18 protein-coding genes are annotated in these 20,444 nt (G+C 47.8%); 12 read left to right on the top strand and 6 right to left on the bottom strand.

The genetic code is table 11. The annotated features are described in order from the left end of the window. From ACMHKJ_RS00195 to ACMHKJ_RS00185, 3 genes are all read left to right on the top strand, one after another. Complete coding sequence (locus ACMHKJ_RS00195; RefSeq protein WP_413491485.1) at positions 1 to 1,767, top strand: bifunctional alpha/beta hydrolase/class I SAM-dependent methyltransferase; 1,767 nt, start codon at positions 1 to 3, stop codon at positions 1,765 to 1,767. Positions 1,768 to 1,828: 61 nt separating this feature from the next. Further along, positions 1,829 to 3,169, top strand: a complete 1,341-nt coding sequence (locus tag ACMHKJ_RS00190) for a phosphatase PAP2/dual specificity phosphatase family protein (RefSeq protein WP_413491484.1) — start codon at positions 1,829 to 1,831, stop codon at positions 3,167 to 3,169. Beyond that, on the top strand, positions 3,162 to 3,554 hold the full coding sequence (locus ACMHKJ_RS00185) for a hypothetical protein (RefSeq protein WP_413491483.1): 393 nt from the start codon (positions 3,162 to 3,164) through the stop codon (positions 3,552 to 3,554). The genes ACMHKJ_RS00190 and ACMHKJ_RS00185 overlap by 8 nt, the downstream gene beginning before the upstream one ends. A gap of 157 nt (positions 3,555 to 3,711) precedes the next feature. Here the strand turns inward: ACMHKJ_RS00185 and hda are convergent, their stop codons facing one another. Next, positions 3,712 to 4,428 carry a DnaA inactivator Hda gene (hda, locus tag ACMHKJ_RS00180; protein WP_413491482.1) on the bottom strand — a complete coding sequence of 239 codons (717 nt, stop codon included), beginning with the start codon at positions 4,426 to 4,428 and terminating at the stop codon, positions 3,712 to 3,714. A gap of 415 nt (positions 4,429 to 4,843) precedes the next feature. Here hda and ACMHKJ_RS00175 point away from each other — a divergent pair, with 415 nt between their 5' ends. Then, on the top strand, positions 4,844 to 5,677 hold the full coding sequence (locus ACMHKJ_RS00175) for a two-partner secretion domain-containing protein (protein ID WP_413491481.1): 834 nt from the start codon (positions 4,844 to 4,846) through the stop codon (positions 5,675 to 5,677). Between the two features lie 55 nt (positions 5,678 to 5,732). On the opposite strand, the gene uraA is transcribed toward ACMHKJ_RS00175, so the two are convergent. Together uraA and upp are read right to left on the bottom strand one after the other, a co-directional pair. Beyond that, positions 5,733 to 7,022, bottom strand: coding sequence for a uracil permease (gene uraA / locus ACMHKJ_RS00170; protein ID WP_413491480.1), 1,290 nt, complete (start codon positions 7,020 to 7,022; stop codon positions 5,733 to 5,735). Between the two features lie 68 nt (positions 7,023 to 7,090). After that, positions 7,091 to 7,717 carry a uracil phosphoribosyltransferase gene (upp, locus tag ACMHKJ_RS00165; RefSeq protein WP_067398359.1) on the bottom strand — a complete coding sequence of 209 codons (627 nt, stop codon included), beginning with the start codon at positions 7,715 to 7,717 and terminating at the stop codon, positions 7,091 to 7,093. Between the two features lie 253 nt (positions 7,718 to 7,970). Here upp and purM point away from each other — a divergent pair, with 253 nt between their 5' ends. Both purM and purN read left to right on the top strand, forming a co-directional pair. Then, positions 7,971 to 9,011, top strand: coding sequence for a phosphoribosylformylglycinamidine cyclo-ligase (gene purM / locus ACMHKJ_RS00160; RefSeq protein WP_413491479.1), 1,041 nt, complete (start codon positions 7,971 to 7,973; stop codon positions 9,009 to 9,011). Continuing rightward, entirely contained in the window at positions 9,011 to 9,667 is a 657-nt protein-coding gene (purN, locus tag ACMHKJ_RS00155) for a phosphoribosylglycinamide formyltransferase (RefSeq protein WP_413491478.1), read from the top strand. The genes purM and purN overlap by 1 nt, the downstream gene beginning before the upstream one ends. Positions 9,668 to 9,676: 9 nt before the next feature. On the opposite strand, the gene ACMHKJ_RS00150 is transcribed toward purN, so the two are convergent. Further along, positions 9,677 to 9,979 carry a helix-hairpin-helix domain-containing protein gene (locus ACMHKJ_RS00150; RefSeq protein ID WP_413491477.1) on the bottom strand — a complete coding sequence of 101 codons (303 nt, stop codon included), beginning with the start codon at positions 9,977 to 9,979 and terminating at the stop codon, positions 9,677 to 9,679. A 294-nt stretch (positions 9,980 to 10,273) separates the two neighbouring features. Between ACMHKJ_RS00150 and speG the strand changes: the two genes are divergently transcribed. From speG to ACMHKJ_RS00125, 5 genes are all read left to right on the top strand, one after another. Continuing rightward, a complete protein-coding gene (gene speG, locus ACMHKJ_RS00145) occupies positions 10,274 to 10,864 on the top strand; it encodes a spermidine N1-acetyltransferase (RefSeq protein WP_413491476.1) in 591 nt (196 codons plus the stop codon). 130 nt (positions 10,865 to 10,994) lie between these two features. Beyond that, entirely contained in the window at positions 10,995 to 13,067 is a 2,073-nt protein-coding gene (ppk1, locus tag ACMHKJ_RS00140; protein ID WP_413491475.1) for a polyphosphate kinase 1, read from the top strand. A gap of 12 nt (positions 13,068 to 13,079) precedes the next feature. Beyond that, a complete protein-coding gene (gene ppx, locus ACMHKJ_RS00135; RefSeq protein WP_413491474.1) occupies positions 13,080 to 14,612 on the top strand; it encodes an exopolyphosphatase in 1,533 nt (510 codons plus the stop codon). Positions 14,613 to 14,668: 56 nt separating this feature from the next. Then, a complete protein-coding gene (gene mgtE, locus ACMHKJ_RS00130) occupies positions 14,669 to 16,132 on the top strand; it encodes a magnesium transporter (RefSeq protein WP_067363342.1) in 1,464 nt (487 codons plus the stop codon). Positions 16,133 to 16,827: 695 nt separating this feature from the next. Next, positions 16,828 to 18,177: an MFS transporter gene (locus tag ACMHKJ_RS00125; protein ID WP_413491473.1), complete on the top strand. Its 1,350-nt coding sequence runs from the start codon at positions 16,828 to 16,830 to the stop codon at positions 18,175 to 18,177. Positions 18,178 to 18,248: 71 nt separating this feature from the next. On the opposite strand, the gene ACMHKJ_RS00120 is transcribed toward ACMHKJ_RS00125, so the two are convergent. Beyond that, positions 18,249 to 18,671: a DoxX family protein gene (locus tag ACMHKJ_RS00120; RefSeq protein WP_067363348.1), complete on the bottom strand. Its 423-nt coding sequence runs from the start codon at positions 18,669 to 18,671 to the stop codon at positions 18,249 to 18,251. A gap of 420 nt (positions 18,672 to 19,091) precedes the next feature. Here ACMHKJ_RS00120 and phoC point away from each other — a divergent pair, with 420 nt between their 5' ends. Beyond that, the gene (gene phoC / locus ACMHKJ_RS00115) at positions 19,092 to 19,850 is read left to right on the top strand and encodes an acid phosphatase PhoC (protein ID WP_413491472.1); all 759 of its coding nucleotides are present in this window, start codon (positions 19,092 to 19,094) and stop codon (positions 19,848 to 19,850) included. A gap of 61 nt (positions 19,851 to 19,911) precedes the next feature. Here phoC and ACMHKJ_RS00110 read toward each other — a convergent pair whose 3' ends face one another. Further along, entirely contained in the window at positions 19,912 to 20,268 is a 357-nt protein-coding gene (locus ACMHKJ_RS00110; RefSeq protein WP_413491471.1) for a hypothetical protein, read from the bottom strand. Positions 20,269 to 20,444 lie beyond the last annotated feature (176 nt).

Raw genomic sequence — 20,444 nt, 5'->3', positions numbered from 1 at the left:
ATGAGTTTATCATCTGATTATCCGACTCAGCGCGAAAGCATTGAATCTCAATTCAGCACCAGTGATCAACAACGCTTATTTTTCCGTTACTGGCCGTCTGCCACCGGTGAAAACAAAGCGATTGTGCTGTTTCACCGCGGACATGAGCATTCCGGGCGTGTCGCGCATCTGGCTGATGAACTGGATTTACCGGATTTTGCCGTATTCGCCTGGGACGCCCGTGGGCACGGACGTAACGACGGTCCGAGAGGCTACAGCCCGTCAATGGGCACATCCATAAATGATATCAATGAGTTTATTAAATTTATTTCAGCGGAATATGGCATTCCCGTTGAAAATATGATAGTGCTCGGACAAAGCGTCGGAGCCGTTACCCTGACCGGCTGGGTGCATGATTTTGCACCGAAAATCCGCGGACTGGTACTGGCGTCTCCGGCGTTTAAAGTGAAACTGTATGTGCCGTTTGCCCGCAGCGGGCTGGCATTGATGCAGAAAATTCGCGGGCTGTTTTATGTCAATTCTTATGTAAAAGCCAAATTTCTGACTCATGACCCGCAGCGCATCGCCTCTTTTGAGCGTGACCCGCTAATCACACGCCCTATTGCCGTCAATATTCTGCTGGAGCTGTATAAAACCGCTGACCGCCTGGTCGCTGATGCCGCCACGATTACCGTACCAACCCAGCTGTTTATCTCCGGCAGTGACCATGTGGTGCATCACAAACCGCAATATCAATTTTATGAGCGCCTCAATACGCCAATCAAAGAGAAACACATTTTACCGGGGTTTTATCACGATACCCTGGGTGAAAAAGATCGCCATATTCCGATTGCGGAAATCCGCCGTTTTATCACCACCCTGTTTGAAGAGCCGCGTTATCAGCATGATTATTCTCATGAAGATGTCTGCAGTGCCGGTGCGGATGCGTATCGTGAATTACAGGCACCGCTGCCGGATTATTGTCCGAAAAATCTGGGGTATAAATTACTGAGCAAAGCAATGTCCACGCTCGGCAAAGCCTCGGAAGGTGTGAGTATCGGTTATGACAAAGGATTTGATTCCGGCTCAACACTCGATTATGTCTATCGCAACCAGGCGCAGGGAAAAGGTATTTTCGGGCGCATTGTTGACCGGCAATATCTGAACAGTATCGGCTGGCAGGGGATCCGTCAGCGCAAAGTGAATATTGAAAAAATTCTGCGCCGCACTATCCGCACTCTGCAGGAAAGCGGAACACCGGTGCGGATAATGGATATCGCCGCAGGTCAGGGACGCTACATTTTTGATGCTATCAATGATTACAGTAATATAGAGTCTGTTCTGCTGCGTGATTACAGCACCGTGAATGTCGAACAGGGACGGCTTCAGATTAAAGAGCGATTCCTGGAAGATAAAATCCGTTTTGAGGAAGGCAATGCCTTTGATAGCGCCGATCTTGCTGCTGTCACACCAAAACCGACGCTCGGTGTAGTGAGTGGACTGTATGAATTATTCTCTGATAACAACCTGTTACGTGATTCCCTTTCCGGGCTGGCACAAGCAATTGAGAGTGGCGGCTATCTGGTTTACACCTGCCAGCCGTGGCATCCGCAGGTTGAAATGATTGCCCGCGTACTGCCGAGCCATCAGGGCGGCAAAGCATGGGTAATGCGCTGCCGCAGCCAGGGTGAAATGGATGAACTGGTCGATAAAGCCGGATTTGAGAAACTGGATCAGCATATTGATAACTGGGGAATATTCAGTGTCTCTGTGGCAAAACGCCGCTGACAATAACAATAATATTAAGGGGTGCAACGGCACCCCCTTATTTTTCGCGGACTGACATACTATGGCTGATGTAGCGGATATACCTGCTCCGGTGCTGACTCCCCGCCGGAAACGGTGGGGATTTGCCTTTCTCTGGCTGTTATTTCTGGCGCCGTTTTTTTTTCTGACATACGGACAGGTTAACAGTTACACGGCAACACTACCGGATGTACCCTCTCTTGCCTTCGGCTGGGAGCACCATATCCCTTTTCTGCCGTGGACCATTATTCCGTACTGGAGTATTGATCTCTTTTACGGGCTGTCGCTGTTTATCTGTACCACGTTGCGCGAGCAATTTATTCACGGGCTGAGGTTGGTAGCAGCGTCGCTGGCGGCCTGCGCCGGTTTTCTGTTATTTCCGCTGAAATTCAGTTTTCCCCGCCCGCAAACAGACGGCTCTGCCGGCTGGATGTTTGATCAGCTGGAGATGTTTGACCTGCCGTTTAATCAGGCACCGTCTTTGCACATTATTCTGCTGTGGCTGCTCTGGCTGCGTTTTCGTGCGCATGTACCGCAAAAATGGCAGTGGTTTCTGCATTTGTGGTCCGCACTTATCCTGATCTCTGTCCTGACCACCTGGCAACATCATTTTATTGATGTCATTACCGGCGGTGCAGTCGGTGTACTGATCAGTTATCTGCTGCCGGTTGGTACCCGGTGGCAATGGCGCACCCACCATATTCGCCGGGGTTATCAGTTAGCAGTGCGATACGGGATAAGCGGACTGCTGCTTACCACTGCCGCCGCGGTGATTGGCGGTCAGGGCTGGTGGCTGTTATGGCCCGCACTGGCCTTTTTATGTGTGGCAGCGGGCTATTCCGGAGCCGGAACCTCTGTCTTTCAGAAAGATAAAAACGGACAGATTTCCCCCTCTGCTGCCGTGCTGTTACTGCCTTATCGCCTTCTGGCGCTAATCAGCTATTATTGGTATGCAAAGCAGTGCCGCCATGCCAGTGTGGTAAATGAGCATATCGCGCTGGGGGGATATCCTGTCGCACCGTTGTCCGCTGCTGCCGTTCTGGATATGACCGGTGAATTTCCCCGCAGCCGTTATACCAAAGAGCTGACTTATCATTGTCAGCCACAGTTGGATCTTTTCCCGCTGACAGAAGAAGAGATTGAATCCGCAGTGTGTCATCTGACGCGGCTTGCGCAGTCCGGTCAGGTGTATGTTCACTGTAAACTGGGTTATACCCGCAGCAGTACAGTGGTGGTTGCGTGGCTGATGAGACAGGGGATGGCGGAGAGCCTGCAACAGGCGCTGGCGTCAGTCAGACAGGCACGCCCGCAGATTGTACTGCGGGAACCAACCCTTGCCGCACTAACCCGCTGGGCGGCCCGTTACGGAAATCAAAATGAATAATATAACGTATGATAATCAGGTAATTGTCATTTTTACGGCGGGCTGGCGCTATCTGGCGGGGCTGTCGTGTCTGGCGTTTCTCTTCCAGTTTATGCTGTATATCTCCGGGTTTTCCGGTGAATATCAGATGGTGACCGGAATTGTATTTTTTCTGTGTGCCAACTATTTTATCTTCAGGCTGTGGCTGGATCACAATTTATTCCGCCACCTTGCAAAAACAGATGAAAATAGTGCCTTTGACGACACACTGACAACCCTGTTTCCGGGCAGAGTGCAGCATACATCCTACGCACAGCGCCTGATCGGCACAAAGCGCCTGTTTCAGCAGGGTGCTTTGTGTATGGTGATTCAGTGGGGTGTCTCTGTTGTTACGCTGATGAACTGAGATCCTGCGGCATGGCTCCTGCAGTATATACCCAACGTCATTCAGGATGCAGGAAGGCGGCAAGAGAAGATAGCCGGGGCGCATACATTAGTATGTGACCCGGCTATCCTCGTTCCGCCAACAAACCTGCAGTTTGAATGAATAAGGCTATAGATAACTACAGGCGCAGGGTATCTTTCACAAAAGGGATAGTCAGCTTGCGCTGCGCCACAATCGAGGCATGATCGAGCCGGTCGAGCATATCAAACAAGGTGCGCATCTGGCGATCAAGGCGTTTTAAAATAAAACGGCCGACATCTTCCGGCAACTCAAACCCGCGCAGTTTTGCCCGCAATTGTAATGCCTGAATTTTTTCATCATCACTGAGCGGATGGAGCTTATAAATTTGTCCCCAGTCAAGACGGGAGGCAAGATCAGGCAGTTGTAACGGGATTTGGCGCGGCGGGCGGTCACCGGTGATAAGCAGACAGGTTTTTCCGGTTTCAAGAATGCGGTTATAGAGATTAAATACCGCCATTTCCCACTCTTCATCACCCGCAATGCACTGAATATTATCAATGCAGACCAGGGACAGATGCTCCATGCCGTCCAGTACTTCAGGTACAAACCAGGCGCGTTTATCTAAAGGGACATAACCGACTGCACTGTCTTTGGAAGAGACTTCCGCACAGGCCGCGTGCAGTAAATGGCTTTTACCCCCGCCATCCCGTGACCAGAAATAGAGATAACTGCCGTGCGGCTGAGTGATCGCCGTCTGGATCGCCGATAACAGCGATGCATTTTCGCCTGCATAGAAACTGGTGAACGTTTCATCATCAGGGAGAGAGAGTGGTAGTGAAAGCTGAGACGGCGTGTTCAGAATGACCTCTGCCAACGGGTGAACAAACGCAGGTAGTTTACCATAAATTCACCGCATAAATGAACCTTAACGACTCAATTCACCTACACGGTGGTGTAAAAACCGCACCAATGTATCTGTAACTTATCATTTTAGCGTGCAGCCAGCCAAGTCATATACTAATGCATGCTCCCCGCCTATCTTTCCTTGCCGCCTTCCTGCATCTTGAATGACGTTGGATATAAATAATTCCAGCTGTAAATAAAGGCTAAAAATTATAATTCATAAAAATGATATCTGACCAAAAAAAACAAACTTCACTGAAGAAACAAACCTCAGCTTAATTATTCGTTGTAAATAATAACCGTATTATTCATGTTCGTCTTATTTATTTATAAAAACAGTACGCGTTATGATAAAACAAACCCTTCAATAAAAATAAGGATACACTATGAATAAGTTCGGGTTATTAATGTCATTGTTAGCACTGTCACCATTATCATCTTCTATTGCTGCTGAAACAAATATCAATATTGCGAATGATATGGCAGAATTAAATAATGGCAAGAATAAACAAATTATCACCCTGTTGAAAAAAGATAATTCAAATCTTTCGCACATTACCTATAACGAATTTAATATCGGTAATGAAGGCGTTATTTTTAATAATAAAATTGGTGCAGATACCATCATCAATGAGGTTGTTTCCCACTCACCCTCAGAACTGAATGGTGAAATCCGGCTGACCGGTAAGAAGGCGAAGTTTATACTGATTAATCCGAACGGTATCATCTGTTCTTCATCATGCAGCTTCAGAAATATAACACATGTAAATCTTGTTGTAGGTCAGACAATGCTGCCTTCAGGCGCAGTTGTTGGTCGTTATGCTGACAGTACATCCGCATTAGTAATCAAAAATACCACAAAGAAAATAGCTGAACGATTAATACTAAATAGTAAAAACATTGAAATCAGTAATAGTAATATCAAGACTGACCATCTGATGCTGACCAATGTTTATAATTATCTGAATGGCAGCCCGTCAAGAAACAAAATGTCCATTGATAAAAATTCCACGATAACCTCAGCCAATATCAATTTCAATGTTATTGAAACTGATATTAACAATGAGGGAGTTATTAAAGGCAATATTCGCGGAATGGCTATTTCGTCAGAATTTAAAAATGAAGGCGAGATATCCGGTGAGACGCTTTCTTTACAGTCCCCCGATAACAGCGGAATTACCGGGAATGGAAAAGTAACATTTAAGAACGGTAGCCTGTAATAAGATTCTATTGTTATCACCGGAGGAAACAATGTTACCTCCGGTGATACTGCTATCAATCTTTCTTCACTTCATCCAGATTCACATCCACTACCCGCTCTTCCGGACGCAGAATGTTCACAATACGGAATATCAATGCCAGCCCGATACCCACAACAGTCGCCAGCGCCATGCCTTTCAGCTCAGCTGCGCCAATGTGGATAGTCGCCCCGCTCACCCCGATGATCAGGATAACCGCGGTCAGGATCAGGTTTTGCGGCTTATTGTAATCCACTTTGGAATCAATCAGCACACGGATACCGGACGCACCAATCACCCCGTAAAGCAGCAGAGAAACGCCGCCCATCACCGGTACAGGAACGGCTGCAATCGCCGCCGCCAGTTTACCCACACAGGATAAAAGTACCGCCAGTATTGCTGCACCACCGATAACCCAGGAGCTGTACACCTTGGTAATCGCCATCACGCCGATATTTTCGCCGTAAGTCGTATTCGGTGTTGAGCCGAAAAAGCCGGATAATACCGTGGATAATCCATTGGCAAACATTGAGCGGTGCAGACCGGGGTCTTTCATCAGGTCACGTTTGACAATATTTGCCGTCACCACCAGGTGCCCGACGTGCTCGGCGATCACCACCAGTGCTGCCGGTAAAATAGTTAAAATGGCAAACCATTCAAACCGCGGCGTATAAAATGTCGGTAATGCAAACCATGGCGCGTTACTGATCGGGGTTAAATCCACCACACCCATAAAGAAGGAGAGTATGTAGCCGGTCAGAACACCGATGAGGATAGGAATAATCGCCAGGAAACCACGGAAGACCACTGAGCCCATAATAGTGACGCCCAGGGTGGTCAGGGAGATAATCAGCGTGGTGCTGTCCGGTGACGCGCCATCCGCGACTTTCAGCCCGGCCATGCCGGCAGCCGTTCCGGCAAGCTCAAGGCCGATAACCGCAACAATCGCACCCATTGCCGCAGGCGGAAACAGGACGTTTATCCAGCCTCGTCCGGCAATTTTGATAATCCCCGCCACCAGCATAAACAGCAGGCCACAAACAATAAAGCCGCCGAGCGCCAGTTCATAGCCAAGAGGCAGTAAAATCAATACCGGCGAGATAAAGGCAAAGCTCGACCCCAGATACGCCGGGATTTTTCCTTTACAGATGAACAGATACAGCAACGTGCCAATACCGTTAAACAATAAAATAGTGGACGGATTTACCTGGAAGAGAATTGGTACCAGAACAGTGGCACCAAACATGGCAAACAGGTGTTGCAGGCTTAACGGGATTGTGACCAGCAGTGGCGGACGTTCATCGACTTCAATAACGCGGCGCGTCATCTTAAACCTCTTATTGATTACTCAGGGATATATCAAAAAAAAGCCGACTATCAAGTCGGCTCATTATATTATTTCGTACCAAATATCTTATCGCCTGCATCACCCAGACCCGGAACAATGTATCCGTGTTCATTAAGGTGATCGTCAACAGAGGCAGTGTACAGCTCAACATCCGGGTGTGCTTTTTCCAGCGCTTTCAGCCCTTCCGGTGCGGCAACCAACACCAGAATTTTAATTGCGGTACAGCCGGCTTTTTTCAGCAGGTCAATCGTGGCAATCATAGAACCGCCGGTTGCCAGCATAGGATCAACCACCAGCGCCATACGCTCTTCAATATTAGAGGCTAATTTCTGGAAGTACGGCACAGCTTCTAACGTGACTTCATCACGATAAACACCGACAACACTGATGCGTGCGCTCGGAATACTTTCCAGCACACCATTCATCATACCAATACCTGCGCGCAGGATTGGCACCACGGTAATTTTTTTACCCTTAATTTGTTCGATTTCGACCGGACCACACCAACCCTCAATGGTCACTGTCTCAGTTTCTAAGTCTGAAGTTGCTTCATAGGTCAGCAGGCTACCGACTTCTGAGGCCAGTTCACGAAAGCGTTTTGTGCTTATATCATGATCTCGCATCAGGCCAAGTTTGTGTTTAACGAGCGGGTGTTTAACCTCGGTGACTTTCATGGGATCTCCTACTGTGTAAGCCCTGGCGGATAAAAAAATCGCGAGATTATACCGCTTTTCTTCCGCAGCGCCACCCTGCATTTGTTGATTTTAGTCAACTATCACGCGTTTCATGTTCGTTACATAAATAAATGTGACATGACGCAATATCATAAATTCCGGCGCAAATAGTCTCGCAATCGTTTGCGTGGGCTGTTAGAATGATCACGTTTTCGATTCACCCACTTACTTGCAATCGCCGTTGGGGGCCGCAGTGACTGACAAAACTTCTCTGAGTTACAAAGATGCCGGTGTTGATATTGATGCCGGTAATGCCTTAGTTTCCCGTATTAAGCATGTTGTCAAAGAAACACGCCGTCCTGAAGTGATGGGCGGACTGGGTGGTTTCGGTGCGCTTTGCGCAGTGCCGCAGAAATACCGGGAGCCGGTGTTAGTCTCCGGTACTGACGGCGTGGGGACTAAACTGCGTCTGGCGATGGATCTGGCATGTCACGATACTATTGGTATTGATTTGGTTGCCATGTGTGTGAATGACCTGATCGTTTGCGGAGCAGAGCCCCTCTTCTTCTTAGACTACTACGCAACCGGAAAACTGGATGTGGATACGGCTGCCCGTGTGGTGACAGGTATCGCCGAGGGCTGTAAACAGTCCGGCTGCGCACTGGTCGGCGGTGAAACTGCTGAAATGCCGGGCATGTATCACGGTAATGATTATGATGTTGCCGGGTTCTGCGTCGGCGTTGTTGAGAAATCAGAGATTATTGACGGCAGTAAAGTCCGCGCCGGTGATGCGCTGATTGCCCTTGCATCCAGCGGGCCGCACTCTAACGGCTATTCACTTGTCCGTAAAATTCTGGAAGTGAGCAAAACAGACCCTGCCACAACGGAGCTTGACGGAAAATCACTGGCAGACCACCTGCTGACCCCGACAAAGATTTATGTGAAATCTATCCTGAAACTTATCGCAAATACTGATGTACATGCTATTGCACATCTGACCGGCGGCGGTTTCTGGGAAAATATCCCGCGTGTATTACCTGACTGCACACAAGCGCGCATTGATGGTGCATCCTGGCAATGGCCGGCCGTGTTTAACTGGCTGAAAACTGCCGGCAATGTGGATGAGTATGAAATGTACCGCACCTTTAACTGTGGTGTCGGTATGATAATCGCACTGCCGGTTGGTTCTGTACCTGCCGCACTTGCGCTGCTGACCGAAGCCGGTGAAACGGCATGGCAGATTGGTGATATCGCCGTCTGTCGTGAAGATGAGCCGCAGGTTGTTATCTGCTGATGAAAAAGCGTCTTGTCGTTCTGGTTTCCGGCAGCGGCAGTAATTTGCAGGCGTTAATTGACGCCTGCAACCCGCAGCGCCCTGACGCAATCAATGCTGTTATTGTAGCTGTTTTCAGTAATAAAGAAGAAGCATACGGATTAACCCGCGCGCGCCTTGCGGGGATACCTGCGCTGTCACTCAGTCCGGCACAGTTCGGCTCGCGGGATACATTTGATGCGGCGTTACAAACGCATATTGATGACTATCAGCCTGATCTGATTATTCTTGCCGGTTATATGCGGATTCTGAGTCCCGGGTTTGTCCGCCATTATTACGGGCGCATGCTCAATATCCACCCTTCTCTGCTGCCGAAATATCCGGGTTTGCATACACACCGCAAAGCGCTGGACAATAACGATGCCGAACACGGTACATCTGTTCACTTTGTGACAGAGGAATTAGACGGCGGCCCGGTTATTCTTCAGGCGCGTATCCCGTTGTTTGCGGACGATACCGAAGAAAAAATAACGGCGCGGGTACAGCAGGAAGAGTACCGGATTTATCCGCAGGTAATAAACTGGTTTGTGCAGGACAGACTCACACTGCGTGATGACGGCCCATACCTGGACGGAATGAGCCTGGACGGGATTCGTCTCGCTGACCACCAGGGGTAATCACCATGACTAGCGCAGCGACATCATTTTCTTCAGATGATCTTTGCGCCGCTCTGTGTAGTTCCACCAGGACTGTGCCGGTTGTCCACCCAGAAAATCAGTGACTGACCAGAACACATCCATCACACAAGGGTCCTGGCGGACGCCGGTGATAGCACACAGCATTTCATACATAATGACCGGGTCAGAGCCGGTTATCTCTTCCGGTTTTTCATATCCCAGCAGGCGCAGATCATCTGCCGCCGCCTTCCCGACATTAGGTAAATCAGTAAATGTCTTCAGATTTGTCCGGTCAGCTTTAGTCGGGTTCATGGGGATATCCGGTGTATATTAATAATAACGCGTATTATCACATAATTTATCTTCTGACGGCACACAGATTTATACTCTTATTGCGATTAATGTGTGATTAATGCGACTAATAATGAAAACCGGTCCGGATAACACACCACCCGCTTCCCGGGGGCTAAATTTCCATCCTCAGATAATTCCGTTTCTGTTATGTGTTACACTTGTCGTTAAGATTTACCCAACGTCATTCAAGATGCAACCAACGAACCTGCAGGTTGAATGAATAAGGGTATAAACATCATACCGGGGTGATATATGACTGGTGGCAAGGTTGTTCCGCCTGTAAAACTGCGTCCGCTTGAGCGTGAGGATTTAGCATTTGTTCATCAGATGGATAATAACGCCAGCATCATGCGTTATTGGTTTGAAGAACCTTACGAAGCATTCATCGAATTAAGCGATTTATACGATAAGCATATTCACGACCAATCCGAACGCCGCTTTATTATTGAGAGTGACGGTACCAAAGTGGGATTAGTCGAGCTGGTTGAAATTAATCATATACACCGCCGTGCCGAGTTTCAGATTATTATTGCGCCGGCACATCAGGGACACGGTTTTGCCTCACGGGCGGCCGGACTGGCAACAGATTACGCATTCTCAGTTCTGAATCTGTATAAACTTTATCTGATTGTTGATATCGAAAACGAAAAAGCGATTCATATTTATAAAAAGCTTGGTTTTCACACAGAAGGTAAGTTAATTGATGAATTTTTCGTCAACGGTGAATACCGGACAGCTATCCGCATGTGTATTTTTCAGCCGGAATACCTGGTCTATAAAAATAACGCCGTGAACCCGGAAAGATTTATCGAAAAAAATGCCCGCGTAAAGCAGAACCTGTAGCTTTTTTTTAGTAAACTGTACGCCGCGTTCTACATTATTATACGCTGAATAGTCCGGGATGCGTGTAGTCAATAACCAGGCATCCTGAAGTATGGCGGGTATAAACAGAGCAACTCATTGCGGAGTAATAATGTCCCAAGATAGACTCTATATGGAAAAAGAACTCAGTTGGCTGTCGTTCAACGAGCGGGTTCTTCAGGAGGCTGCCGACAACCGCAATCCGCTGATTGAACGCATGCGTTTTCTGGGCATTTACTCCAATAATCTGGATGAGTTTTATAAAGTCCGTTATGCGGATGTCAAACGCCGCATCCTGATTAATGAGGAGCAACGAGGCTCCGGCGCCAGTGCACGCCATCTGCTGCGCAAAATTGAAACCAAAGTCGCCAAGCAGGATCAGGAATTTGATTCCCTGTATAACGACCTGTTGCTGGAAATGGCCCGTAACCAGATTTTCCTGATCAACGAACGTCAGATTTCACCAAAGCAGCAAATCTGGCTGCGCCAGTATTTCCGCCAGCATCTGCGCCAATACATCACGCCTATCATGATCCAGACCAGCACTGATCTGGTGGAATTTCTGAAAGACGATTACACCTATCTTGCGGTGGAAATTGTCAAAGCCGGACGTCAGACCCGCTATTCGCTGCTGGAAATCCCGTCTGATAAAGTGCCGCGTTTTGTGTATCTGCCGACCGAAAATACCCGCCGTCGCCAGTCAATGATCCTGATTGATAATATTCTGCGTTACTGTCTGGATGAGGTATTCAAAGGCTTTTTCGATTTCGACGCGCTGAATGCGTACTCCATGAAAATGACCCGCGATGCGGAATATGACCTGGCGACTGAAATGGAGTCCGGGATGATGGAACTGATGTCATCCACACTCAAGCAGCGCCTGACCGCAGAGCCGGTACGCTTTGTTTATCAGCGGGATATGCCGGATGAAATGGTTACTCTCCTGCGGGAAAAACTCGGGCTGACCAATGATGACTCCGTGATCGCCGGCGGACGTTACCATAATTTCAAGGATTTCATCCGCTTCCCGAATGAAGGCAATAAGAATTTATTAAACAAGCCTCTGCCGCGCCTGCGTCATGCCTTATTTGATCATCACCGCAACGGCTTTGATGCGATCCTTGAGCAGGATGTGCTGCTTTATTATCCTTATCATACCTTTGAGCATGTGATGGAGCTGCTGCGCCAGGCGTCTTTTGACCCGGGTGTTATTTCCATCAAAATGAACATTTACCGCGTTGCCAAAGATTCACGCATTATTGAATCGATGATCCACGCGGCACACAACGGCAAAAAAGTGACTGTGGTGGTGGAATTACAGGCACGGTTTGATGAAGAAGCAAATATTCACTGGGCGAAGCATCTGACCGCCGCCGGTGTGCATGTCATTTTCTCCGCGCCCGGGCTTAAAATTCATGCCAAGCTGTTTATCATCTCCCGGCTGGAAGAGGGGGATATTATCCGCCGCTATGCCCACATCGGCACCGGTAACTTTAATGAGAAAACGGCACGTCTTTATACCGACTACTCTTTGCTGACCGCCAATGAAGAGATAACCAATGAAGTGCGCCGGGTGTTTAACTTTATTGAAAACCCGTACCGTCCGGTCAGTTTTGATAACCTGATGGTTTCTCCGCAGAATTCACGGGCAATGCTTAATCAGCTGATTGATGACGAAATTGCCAATGCCCTTGCCGGTTTTGAGTCCGGGATCACCCTCAAAATTAATAATCTGGTTGATAAACAACTGACTGACCGCCTGTATGATGCCTCTGAAGCCGGGGTGAAAATACGGCTGCTGGTACGGGGAATGTGTTCACTGGTGCCGGGACAGGTGCCATACAGTGAAAATATTCAGGTCACCAGTATCGTTGACCGTTTTCTTGAGCATGACAGAGTCTATGTCTTCACAAACAAAGGGGATGAGAAAGTCTACCTCTCCTCTGCCGACTGGATGACCCGCAATATCGATTACCGGATAGAAGTGGCGGTTCGTCTGCTTGATCCGGCGCTGCGTCGCCGGGTTATTGACATACTTGATATCCAGTTCAGTGATAATGAAAAAGCCCGCTTTATCGATAAAGAAATGACCAACCACTATGTGCCGCGCGGTAATAAACGAAAAATCCGCTCACAGATGGCGGTTTATGACTACATTCGTTCCCTGGAACAACCGGATAATTAAAGGGCTATGTTCATGCCATTATCATTGATCACGGAAAAAGATCGCCCGCTGGAAATTGCAGCTATCGACCTGGGCTCTAACAGCTTTCATATGGTCATTGCCCGTATTGTTAACGGCGCATTACAGGTTCTCGGTCGCCTGAAGCAGCGGGTTTATCTGGCTGAAGGACTGAATGAACACAATGAACTTAGTGAAGAAGCCATCGCACGCGGGCTGGCCTGTCTGGCGCTATTTGCCGAACGCCTCCAGGGCTTTCCGGCGGCACAGGTAACTATCGTCGGCACACACAGCCTGCGTGAAGCGGTTAATGCACATGAATTTGTGGAGCGTGCCGCCGCCGTTATCCCCTACCCGATAGAAATAATCTCCGGACATGAAGAGGCGCGCCTCATTTTTATGGGTGTGGAGCACACACAGCCGGAAAAAGGCCGCAAATTGGTGCTGGATATCGGCGGCGGCTCCACTGAACTTGTGATCGGTGAGCGTTTTGAACCCATCCTGATTGAAAGTCGCAGCATGGGTTGCGTCAGTTTCAGCCGCCAGTTTTTTCCGGATGGCAACATTACTGAAGCCAATTTCACCCGCGCCAGACTTATGGCGGCGTCCAAACTGGAAAATGTCGCTATCGCCTTCCGTGTTCAGGGCTGGGATGTGTGTCTCGGGGCATCCGGCACGATCAAAGCCGCCTGTGAAATTTTGCGGGAGCTGGGCGAACGGGACGGAATAATTACCCCTGTCCGCCTGGCATTGCTGGTCAAATTAGTTCTGCGTTACAAAAATTTCGCCTCACTGGATTTGCCTGGTCTCTCAGAGGATCGCAAAAAGGTGTTTGTGCCCGGGCTTGCTATCCTGTGCGGCTTATTTGACGCTCTTGAAATCAAAGAACTACGGTTATCTGACGGTGCGCTGCGCGAAGGCGTGCTGTATGAAATGGAAGGTCGTTTCCGCCATCAGGATATCCGCCAGCGCACCGCGCAAAGCCTGGTGGAACACTATAATGTGGATAAAGCGCAGGTGCTGCGCGTCCTGACCACCATGAAAAATCTTTACCGTCAGTGGTCAGAACAAAACCCGGATCTTGTTGATCCACAACAGGAAGCGATTCTTGTCTGGGCGGTCTGGCTCCATGAAGTCGGGTTAAGTATCAATTTGTCGGGTTTACACCGCCATTCGGCCTACATTCTGCAAAATACCAACTTACCCGGATTCACCCAGGAGCAGCAGCTGCTGCTCTCCACACTGGTGCGCTACCACCGCAAAGCTATCAAAAGTGATGACATCCCTAAATTTATCCTGTTTAAACGTAAGCAGGTCATCCCCCTGATACAGATCCTGCGTCTGTCCGCCCTGCTCAATAACCAGCGCCAGTCCACCACCAAACGGGCAACACTGCGCCTGGTGACGAATGACGGGCACTGGACACTCTTTTTTCCGCGTTATTACTTAACAGTAAACACGCTGATGCAACTTGATCTGGAAAAAGAGCAGGCATACTGGGATGATGTGCCCGGCTGGCACCTCGATATAAAAGAAGAAGACGTATAACAGAGAGAACGCCGCTCAGTCTTATTATTTAAAGTTTTTATGTGTATAGGAAAATTATGTCTGAACACAGTTTCACCATTGACAGCGCATCTCCGGTCAACCGGCATTCCCAGCGGCTGGCACATGTCCGTCAGCAAATACTGCCTTTGTTTCTTAATGACAGTGAGTTTGTTGAGACCATACTGGGTACGGCTGATGAACATGCCAGGCTCAGTGATGAAGCGCTGCATGCAAAGATAAAAACAGTCAAAGATCTGCTGACCGGTCTTCACGCCGCTGACCTTGCGGATATGCTGGAAGCCTTACCTTATGATGAACGTCTGGCACTCTGGCACCTGATTGATAACCATCAGCGCGGGGAAGTGCTGGTTGAAGCCTCAGTCTCTGTCTGGGACAGTCTTATCAAAGATATGTCGGACAAAGAACTGCTGCGCGCGGTTGCCTCCCTGCATGTGGATGAGCAGGCTTATATTGCCGAGCATCTGCCGCGCGATACCATGCGCCGCCTGCTGACCTATCTTGAGCCGAGTCTGCGTAACCGCATCCGTACCGTACTGCAATATCCGGGCGACAGTATCGGGCAGATGATGGATTTCGAATTTGTCACCGTGCGCAGCAATGTATCACTGAAAACAGTACAGCGCTTTCTGCGCTACCGCAGTAATATTCCGGAAGCGACGGATAAAATATTTGTTATCGACAGCAGCAATATTTTGCAGGGTGAATTACCTCTCACCACTATTTTGACGCAATCCCCGGACAAACTGGTGTCTGAGGTAATGAAAACTGAGCCGGTAACCTTTCTTCCCGATGAAAAAGGGGAAGATGCCGCCGGGGCGTTCGAACGCTATGACTTAATTTCGGCGGCTGTCGTCGATAACAACGGACGCCTGCTCGGGCGGCTGACCGTTGAGGATATCGTTGATAATCTCAACGAAGAAAGCGAAGAAAATATCCGCCGTATGGGGGGGTTAAGCCCGGAAGAGGATGTGTTCGCTCCGGTTGGCCAGGCGGTAAGAAACCGCTGGGCATGGCTGGCTATTAACCTCTGTACCGCATTTGTCGCCTCGCGTGTTATCGGTGTGTTTGAAGATACCATATCTCAATTGGTCGCACTGGCTGCCCTGATGCCGATTGTCGCGGGTATCGGCGGTAATACCGGCAACCAGACGATTACCATGATTGTCCGCGCGCTGGCACTTCATCAGATTCAGAAAGGCAGTTTTTCTTTCCTGCTGCTGCGTGAACTCGGGGTCGCCTTTATCAACGGCGTTGTCTGGGGCGGGATAATGGGCGTCGTGACCTATCTGCTCTACGGTGATATGGCAATGGGTGCGGTAATGACACTGGCGATGGTACTGAACCTGCTGATGGCCGCCATTATGGGCGTGCTTATTCCGCTGACCATGGTAAAACTCGGGCGGGACCCCGCGCTCGGCGCAAGTGTGATGATCACCGCCATTACGGATACCGGCGGCTTTTTCATCTTCTTAGGTCTTGCCACCCTGTTCCTGGTCTGACTATTCAGGCAACAATGGCTACAAAAAAATAATGGTCACGTAAAGAGAGGCTCTGCTTCTGCTTTACGTGACCATTTTTATTACCGCAATACCCAACGTCATTCAGGATACAGGCCGGCAGATACAAATATATACCAGTGGATTATCATGCCGGCTCAGTCATACAGAGTCAGAATGGTCATAGTCAGGGTTCTATTACCACATATTCCTCTCACCTTCCCGGTTTATTTATTATTACTGACTTTGTCATATATCACGGAATATTGATGGAATATCAGAAAAACAATATAAATATTATTTATGTTAACCACGCAATATGTGTTTATTAATGCCATAAATAATCTCTCCTCTTTATTTTGTTCCTGTTCAATTTTGTATTTCATAATATTCTGACTTTCTCTGCTCATTAACGTTATCATCCGTGATGCAAATCATATTTAGAATTTAAGTCCGTATTAATGGATATAAAAAGAATTTATGAATTGCTTTTGCCGGTACTGTTTACACTGCATAGGATTTTTTGCTATAACAAAGCGTACACTTCAGTAACATGTTATCCATGTGATTCCGTTTCCGGATCTCCCGGTGAGACCCGGAAAACAGTTATCGCCATTATCTCTTTTGGGACAATCCAATGAGAAAAATTATGACACGACCCCGTCATTGAATCAGTAAATGAATTAAAGGACATAATTATGACAGCAACTGCATCACCATTAAGTCAGCCTCAGGCAAGACCGTTAAATAAAAACGATTATAAAACACTGGGTTTATCGTCTCTCGGCGGCACGCTTGAATTCTATGATTTTGTCATATTTGTGTTTTTCACCGGCACACTAACCCACCTCTTTTTCCCGGGCGACAATGAAGTTATCGCCCAGATGAAAACCTTGGGTATTTTTGCCGCCGGTTACCTGGCGCGCCCGCTCGGCGGGATTATTATGGCGCACTTTGGGGATATTATCGGACGTAAACGGATGTTTACCCTCAGTATCTTTCTGATGGCGGTACCGACATTAGTCATCGGCCTGTTGCCGACATATGAAAGCATCGGAGTGGCTGCTCCTGTTTTACTGCTGTTGATGCGGATTTTACAAGGTGCTGCAATCGGTGGTGAAATGCCCGGTGCCTGGGTCTTTATCGCAGAACATACGCCGCAGCAGCGCTACGGGTTGGGCGTCGGAACATTAACATCCGGCATCACCGGCGGGATACTGCTCGGCTCGCTGGTCGCAATTGCGGTTCAGGCAACTTACAGCGCGGAAGAAGTATCCGCCTGGGCATGGCGTATTCCGTTTGTATTAGGCGGGGTGTTTGGTCTGATCTCCGTGTATCTGCGCCGTTTTTTGCAGGAAACACCGATTTTTAAAGAAATGGCCGCCAACCGGACATTATCCGCAGAAATGCCGGTCAAAACGGTTCTGAAAAACCACAAAATGGCGTGTTTTGTTACCGCAGCACTGACCTGGTCATTATCCACTGCGATTGTTGTCATTATCCTGATGACGCCATCGGTGGTGGTTGAAAAGATGTATGGTATTGATCGCACACTGTCATTGCAGGCTAACTGCGTGGCAACACTGACCTTAACCCTCGGCTGTATTTTTTGGGGCTGGCTGGACGATAAAACCGGCAGCCGTGTGACCTTAGCACTCTCCTGGGGCGGATTAGCCATCAGCGCATTCTACTTTTACAGTGCGCTGTCACCGGATATCACAGCGGCGTCCCTGGTTATCAACTATGCGGTTATGGGCTTTTTTGTCGGTGCGATTGCCACCACACCAATTATCAGCACCCGCGCATTTCCGCCGGCGATCCGTTTTTCCGGGTTATCTTTCGCCTACAACATGGCGTACGCGGTATTCGGTGGATTAACCCCGATGCTGACCGCAGCATGGTTACAGAAAAGCACGATGGCTCCGGCGTATTATGTTGCAGGGGTATCAATACTCGCCATTATTGTCGGCTTTATACCGCTGGCACATTTTGGCTGGACTGCCCGTAAAGAGCGAAATCTGAATACGGTTGCGGCACAACAGCCATAAGATCCGCAGAACATAAAAAGGGCCGGCAATAATTGCCGGCCCTTTTTTACAGATATATTTTGCACATTACTTTACCGCCAGCAGGCGTTTTTCATCACGGAATATTTTCCTGCGCCCATTAATGCAAGTGCCAGCGCACTGATAAAGAAATACACCAGACTTTCGATAGCCCACGCCCCTGTCGCATCAAGCACAAATGTTTTATTTATCCCGATCATCAGCCAGGCTACAACCATGGTAAACGCAACCAACAAGGCCGACGGACGCGTTAAAATACCCAGGATAATAAATACCGGCGCGACAATCTCACCCAAAAATGTGCCGTATGCAATAAATTCCGGTAAACCGAAAGAGGCCAGCAGCCCTTTAATACCGGCAGCACCGGTCAGTAATTTACCGATACCGTGAAATAACATCAATCCGCCGACGGAAAGCCGCAATAGTAATTTTCCGGCATCCTCGTGTGATAGTAACCTGTTGATTAACCCTGTCATAACATACCCCTGTTGAATGAGAATAGTACTCACCCGTATTATAGCGTAGTAAAGAGGATTTAATGCAGATGATAATCACAGAGCACTTCTCTCCGGTTTTTATGCAAAAAAATTGTTATAATATATACGTGCCTGATATTTTATATATTCAGTTATTTATCAATTAGCAATAGAATTTTTTGTCTTATTAAATACTGTTTTTTAACAAAAAAACCTTATTAATGTCAGTTTTTTTGATGTTAATAATCAATTATATTCACCATTTTATGGCAAGCTATCCTGAGCCATATAACAAATACGTAATACATCATTTTTTGAGTCAGTTAACAGAGAATGATGTTCTCATGTAATAAACTGAAAACAATACGCAATACACATCACACTATTTACCGTTATCATTTTAATTGTCGGGGATCATCCATGAAAAAAAATATTATCGCACTGTGCCTGTTTTCATTATTTTCAGCTCACGCTTTTGCCGCTGTTCCGGCGGGTAATGATGTCACCACCAAGCCAGACTTATATTATTTAAAAAATGAACAGGCGATAGACAGTCTGAAATTGTTACCACCTCCGCCGGAAGCGGGCAGTATTCTCTTTTTAAATGACCAGGCAATGTATGAAAAAGGTCGTCTGCTGCGCGGTACAGAGCGGGGAAAACAGGCGCAGGCTGATGCAGATTTAGCAGCCGGTGGTGTATCAACAGCATTTTCCGGAGCATTTGGTTCGCCGATAACGGAAAAAGAGTCGCCTGAGCTTTATAAATTGCTGACCAATATGATTGAAGATGCCGGTGATCTCGCCACCCGCTCAGCCAAAGAACATTATATGCGCATCCGTCCGTTTGCTTTTTATAATACGGAAACCTGTAATACTAAAGATCAGAAAAAACTGTCTTCTAACGGATCATACCCATCCGGCCATACCTCAATCGGCTGGGCAACCGCGTTGGTATTATCCGAAATTAATCCGCAAAATCAGGATGCTATCCTGGAAAGAGGCTATCAGCTCGGGCAAAGCCGCGTTATCTGTGGCTATCACTGGCAAAGTGATGTTGATGCCGCGCGGATTGTCGGCTCTGCCGCAGTCGCCACATTACACTCCAATCCGGCATTTCAGGCTCAGTTAGAGAAAGCCAAACAGGAATTTGCACAATCTGCACAAAAAACGCAGAAATAAACAGCAATTCCCCGTAATACGTAATAATAAGGACGGATAATAATCCGCCCTTATTATACGATTATTCCCACAGGTATTTATCTTGCCTGTCCCAGCCTTTTGATTTCATGCAGGTATAAAAATAACGGTTCCGGCTGTCTTCATTAACATCCATTACATAGCTTTCCGTCACCGGTGTTTGTTCTTTATAGGTTTTGTCTTTTCCGCAGTCATCATCTTTTTTGCATTTTTTCTCAACATCCCGCATGACACTGCGCTGCGCAACTTCATTTTTTTCAGGATATTGTTTGTGTGCATCCTGTAAGCAATAGGTTTCCGCTTCTGCCTGAGTATATAAATCAACTCCGGGAACAGGGGTCCAGACAGATGTACATCCTGAAATAAGTAAAACAGATAAAAAAACAGGTATGAATTTCATAATTATAGTATGTATTATCAGTCAGTTAAGGTAGACAGCATTCTACACAGCATCAGATTAAGAGTAAATCCGGAAGATAATCTAATCCTAAGCAATGACAACGCAATGAATATTCCGGGCTAATCCGCCTGCTGTAGCTATCTGCTACAGAGACATTTACTCAGAACAACCTTTTT

Source organism: Morganella psychrotolerans (assembly GCF_965118875.1).
Lineage (GTDB): Bacteria > Pseudomonadota > Gammaproteobacteria > Enterobacterales > Enterobacteriaceae > Morganella > Morganella psychrotolerans_C.
The sequence above is the reverse complement of the archived record's forward strand: the minus strand, read 5'-3'. Positions and strand labels throughout refer to the sequence as shown.

Bases quoted from the DNA above. Each gene is read 5' to 3' on its own strand.
- ACMHKJ_RS00120 (WP_067363348.1), bottom strand. From the start codon at position 18,671: ATGACAGGGTTAATCAACAGGTTACTATCACACGAGGATGCCGGAAAA.
- speG (WP_413491476.1), top strand. From the start codon at position 10,274: ATGACTGGTGGCAAGGTTGTTCCGCCTGTAAAACTGCGTCCGCTTGAG.
- uraA (WP_413491480.1), bottom strand. From the start codon at position 7,022: ATGACGCGCCGCGTTATTGAAGTCGATGAACGTCCGCCACTGCTGGTC.
- upp (WP_067398359.1), bottom strand. From the start codon at position 7,717: ATGAAAGTCACCGAGGTTAAACACCCGCTCGTTAAACACAAACTTGGC.
- ppk1 (WP_413491475.1), top strand. From the start codon at position 10,995: ATGTCCCAAGATAGACTCTATATGGAAAAAGAACTCAGTTGGCTGTCG.
- ACMHKJ_RS00195 (WP_413491485.1), top strand. From the start codon at position 1: ATGAGTTTATCATCTGATTATCCGACTCAGCGCGAAAGCATTGAATCT.
- ppx (WP_413491474.1), top strand. From the start codon at position 13,080: ATGCCATTATCATTGATCACGGAAAAAGATCGCCCGCTGGAAATTGCA.
- phoC (WP_413491472.1), top strand. From the start codon at position 19,092: ATGAAAAAAAATATTATCGCACTGTGCCTGTTTTCATTATTTTCAGCT.
- ACMHKJ_RS00185 (WP_413491483.1), top strand. From the start codon at position 3,162: ATGAATAATATAACGTATGATAATCAGGTAATTGTCATTTTTACGGCG.
- ACMHKJ_RS00110 (WP_413491471.1), bottom strand. From the start codon at position 20,268: ATGAAATTCATACCTGTTTTTTTATCTGTTTTACTTATTTCAGGATGT.
- ACMHKJ_RS00150 (WP_413491477.1), bottom strand. From the start codon at position 9,979: ATGAACCCGACTAAAGCTGACCGGACAAATCTGAAGACATTTACTGAT.
- purN (WP_413491478.1), top strand. From the start codon at position 9,011: ATGAAAAAGCGTCTTGTCGTTCTGGTTTCCGGCAGCGGCAGTAATTTG.
- ACMHKJ_RS00125 (WP_413491473.1), top strand. From the start codon at position 16,828: ATGACAGCAACTGCATCACCATTAAGTCAGCCTCAGGCAAGACCGTTA.
- ACMHKJ_RS00175 (WP_413491481.1), top strand. From the start codon at position 4,844: ATGAATAAGTTCGGGTTATTAATGTCATTGTTAGCACTGTCACCATTA.
- ACMHKJ_RS00190 (WP_413491484.1), top strand. From the start codon at position 1,829: ATGGCTGATGTAGCGGATATACCTGCTCCGGTGCTGACTCCCCGCCGG.
- mgtE (WP_067363342.1), top strand. From the start codon at position 14,669: ATGTCTGAACACAGTTTCACCATTGACAGCGCATCTCCGGTCAACCGG.